Origin of the sequence: Sphaerisporangium sp. NPDC088356, from assembly GCF_040685555.1 — a bacterium.
Classification (GTDB): Bacteria; Actinomycetota; Actinomycetes; order Streptosporangiales; family Streptosporangiaceae; genus Sphaerisporangium.
Map to the genome: position 1 here is coordinate 1 of NZ_JBFBIK010000230.1, position 3827 is coordinate 3827.

At 71.8% G+C, this 3827-nt stretch carries 4 protein-coding genes; all 4 read left to right on the plus strand.

Features of this window, described 5'->3' with window-relative positions; all coding sequences use genetic code 11:
• Nucleotides 1–81 precede the first annotated feature (81 nt).
• Nucleotides 82–945, plus strand: coding sequence for a branched-chain amino acid ABC transporter permease (locus AB0O34_RS36305; protein WP_363923467.1), 864 nt, complete (start codon nt 82–84; stop codon nt 943–945).
• A complete protein-coding gene (locus AB0O34_RS36310; protein WP_363923461.1) occupies nt 942–1961 on the plus strand; it encodes a branched-chain amino acid ABC transporter permease in 1020 nt (339 codons plus the stop codon). Before AB0O34_RS36305 ends, AB0O34_RS36310 begins: the two co-directional genes overlap by 4 nt.
• Nucleotides 1962–2041: 80 nt before the next feature.
• Nucleotides 2042–2812 carry a 3-hydroxybutyrate dehydrogenase gene (locus AB0O34_RS36315; protein ID WP_363923463.1) on the plus strand — a complete coding sequence of 257 codons (771 nt, stop codon included), beginning with the start codon at nt 2042–2044 and terminating at the stop codon, nt 2810–2812.
• A gap of 29 nt (nt 2813–2841) precedes the next feature.
• A partial coding sequence (locus AB0O34_RS36320) for a GAF domain-containing protein (RefSeq protein ID WP_363923465.1) occupies nt 2842–3827 on the plus strand: 986 nt, incomplete at its 3' end.

Consider the following 3827-nt stretch of genomic DNA (forward strand, 5'->3'; position numbering starts at 1 on the left):
CCCCGGCCGGGGCACCCTCCGCCCCGGCCGCACGCCCCACGGCGGTGGCGCCCGCCCCCGCCCGTCCCCTTGGAGGTCACCGTGCTTCAACAGGCGTTCAACGGCCTGGTGGGTGGCGCCTTCTACGCCCTGCTCGCCCTCGGCCTCGCCGTCATCTTCGGCATGCTGGGCGTCGTCAACTTCGCCCACGGTGCCTTCTACATGCTCGGCGCGTTCGGCTCCTACGTTCTGCTGGACTCGTTCGGCGTCAACTTCTGGGTCGCGCTGGTCACGGTACCCATCGTGCTCGGCCTGGCGGGCACCGTGCTGGAGCGGCTGTTCATCCGGCGCCTGGCGCCCCTGGACCCGCTCTACAACTTCCTGTTCACCTTCGGGCTCGCGCTGATCCTGCAGGACCTCGTCAAGAGGGAGTACGGCGTGCAGTCGCAGCCCTACCCCCGCCCGGACCTGCTCGCGGGCACGGTCGACCTGGGGTTGTTCGGCTACCCGGCCTACCAGGTGTTCGTGCTGGCCGTCTCGGTCGTGGTCTGCGCGGCGGTCTGGGTGGTCCTCACCCGTACCCGCGTGGGCATGATCGTGCGCGCCGCGACCGAACGGCCCGAGCTGACGCGCGCCCTCGGCATCGACGTCGGCCGCTGGGTCACCCCGGTCTTCGGCTTCGGCGTCGCGCTGGCCGGGCTCGCGGGAGTGCTCGCCGCCCCCATGCGCGCGGTCAACCCGCTGATGGGCGGCGACCTGATCATCACGGTCTTCGCGGTCGTGGTCATCGGCGGGCTCGGGTCGATCTTCGGCTCGGTGGCCGCCGGGTTCGCGATCGGGCTGATCTCCGCGCTCGGCAACCTTTACGTACCCGCCCTGTCCCAGACGCTGGTGTTCATCCTGATGGCAGCCGTGCTGCTCTGGCGGCCCGCCGGCCTGTTCGGACGCGAGGAGGCACTGTCGTGATCCTTTCCCGGCTGGCCGCGAGGCCGCTCCTGCTCGTCGCCGGGCTGTTCCTCGCCCTGGTCCTGCCCTGGGTGGTCTATCCCCCCGTCGCCCTGGACATCGCCTGCTGGGCGCTGTTCGCCGCAGCGCTCGACCTGCTGCTCGGCTTCACCGGGCTGCTGTCGTTCGGGCACGCCGCGTTCTGGGGCGGCGCCGCGTACGTCGCCGGCCTCATCTCGCTGCACAGCGGGCTGCCCTTCCCCGTCGCCGTGCTCGGCGGCGCGGCGTTCGCGGCCGTGCTCGCGGTGCCCATCGGCTACCTGTCGGTTCGGCTGCGCGGCATCTACTTCGCGATGGTCACGCTGGCGTTCGCGCAGATGGTCTACTTCGTGGTCAACCAGTGGCGTGACCTGACGGGCGGCGAGAACGGCCTGCAGGGCGTCCCGCGCGAGCTGCTCGGCCTGGACCTGTCCGACTCGTTCGTCTTCTACTACGCCGGGCTGCCCCTGGTGCTCATCGGGTTCGTCGCGGTGTGGCGGATCGTCCGCTCGCCGTTCGGCAGGGTCCTGGTCTCGATCAGGGACAACCCGGCACGGGCGCAGGCCCTCGGCTATCCGGTCCAGCGCTACAAGCTCCTGGCCTTCGTCCTGTCGGCAGGGCTGTCCGGGCTGGCCGGCGGCCTGTTCGCGATCGGCCATGGTTTCGCCTCGCTGGAGAGCGTCTATTGGACGACGTCCGGGCAGGCCGTGATGATGGTCGTCCTCGGCGGCATCGGCACGCTGTGGGGCGGCGTCATCGGCGCGGCCCTGGTCGTCGAGCTGAACGACTACCTGGTGACCGCCGGTTTCGAGGGCATCGGCATCGTGACGGGCACGATCTTCGTGCTCGTGGTGCTCGTGTTCCGGCGGGGCATCTGGGGAACGGCACGCCACCTGCTGGAGGCGCGCTCCGGCGGTCGCCGGCCAGAGGAGCCCGGCTCCGAAGACAGGCCGAACGGCGCGCCCGCTCCCACACGGGGTGTCGGCTCGCCGGTTTAGGCCCTGATCCACGATTCCTGTTCGAGGTAGCTCGGCGCATTCCCGTACTTCTAGGAGCAACTGCTGTGGTTTCAACGAGCGTGACCGCTGGGAAGGTGGCCGAGGTGGACCTGACGGGCCGGCGTGCACTGGTGACGGGCGGAGCGAGCGGCATCGGCCGGGCCTGCGCCCGGCGGCTGGCCGGGGCGGGCGCCGAGGTCGTGATCCTCGACGTCCGTGAGGAAGTGGCGCGCGAGACCGCCGAGGAGATCGGCGGTCTGGCGCTGACCGCCGACCTCACGGACCTGGCGGCCGTCGACGCGCTCGACTGCGGCGGCGTGGACATCCTGGTCAACAACGCCGGCTTCCAGCACGTGGCCCCGATCACCGAGTTCCCTCCCGAGGTGTTCTCCGCGATCCTCAAGATCATGGTCGAGGCGCCGTTCCGCCTGGCCCGGCGGACCCTGCCGGGGATGTACGAGCGCGGCTGGGGGCGGGTGATCAACATTTCGTCGGTGCACGGGCTGCGCGCCTCGCCGTACAAGGTCGCCTACGTCACGGCCAAGCACGCTCTGGAGGGGCTGTCCAAGGTGATCGCTCTGGAGGGGGCCGCGCACGGGGTCACCTCCAACTGCGTGAACCCCGCCTACGTCCGCACGCCGCTGGTCGAGGAGCAGATCGCCGACCAGGCCCGTGTCCACGACCTGGACCCCGACCGGGTGGTGGAGGAGATCATGCTCGCCCCGGCCGCGATCCGCCGCCTGATCGAGCCGGACGAGGTGGCCGAGAGCGTCGCCTACCTCTGCTCGCCGCAGGCATCCATGATCACCGGGGCGTCGCTCACCATCGACGGCGGATGGACAGCACGCTAGCGCCGCCACAGCGCATCGGGGGATAAATCGTGATCAAGGGGACAATGAACCCCATGAGCTGCACCGTCTTTCTCGAACTGCTCGCCCGGGAGGCTCCGCCGGTCGAGTTCGAGGCCCCGCTGGTCGAAGCCCGCGCCGCCGGAGCCGCCCCTGAGATCCTCGCCGAGCTCGACCGTGCCAAGCTCGCCGCGCTGCGCGTGCGCGCCCTGCTGGAGCACCGCGCCCGCCGCGAGGCCGAGCTGTCGGCGCTGTTCGAGACCGCGGGAGACCTGGCCGGGCTCAGGGACGTGGGCGCCGTGCTGGAGGCCATCGTCCGGCGGGCCCGCAGGCTGCTGCACGCGGACATCTCGTACATGACGCTGCACGACGCCGACCGCGGCGACACCTTCATGAGGGTCACCGACGGCTCGGTGTCGGCGGCCTTCCGTGCCCTGCGGCTGCCGATGGGCGCCGGGCTCGGCGGCCTGGTCGCCCAGACCGGCACGCCGTACGCCAGCCCCGACTACTTCGCCGACGAGCGGTTCCGGCACCGCACCCACATCGACGTCGCCGTCAAGGAGGAGGCGCTGGTCGCCATCCTCGGGGTGCCGATGCGGCTGGGCGCCCAGATCATCGGCGTGCTGTTCGCCGCCAACCGCAGCGCCCGTCCCTTCGCGCAGGAGGAGGTGGCGCTGCTGGCCTCGCTCGCCGCGCACGCCGCCGTCGCGCTGGACAACGCCCGCCTGCTGGAGGAGACCCGCACGGCGCTCGGCGAGCTGAGCGCGGCCAACCAGCTCATCCAGGCGCGCAGCGCGGCCGTGGAGCGGGCGGCGCAGGCCCACGACCGCATGACAGGCCTGGTCGTACGGGGAGGCGGGGTCGAGGACGTCGCGGCCGTCGTCACCGACATCCTCGGCGGCGCGCTCATGGTGCTCGACGCGGACGGGCGCCGGCTCGCCGCCGTCGGCTCCGTCGGCGACCTGGACGAGGCCGAGGTGGCCGGCGCCGCCGCCGCCTCCGGGGGCCTCGGCCGGAC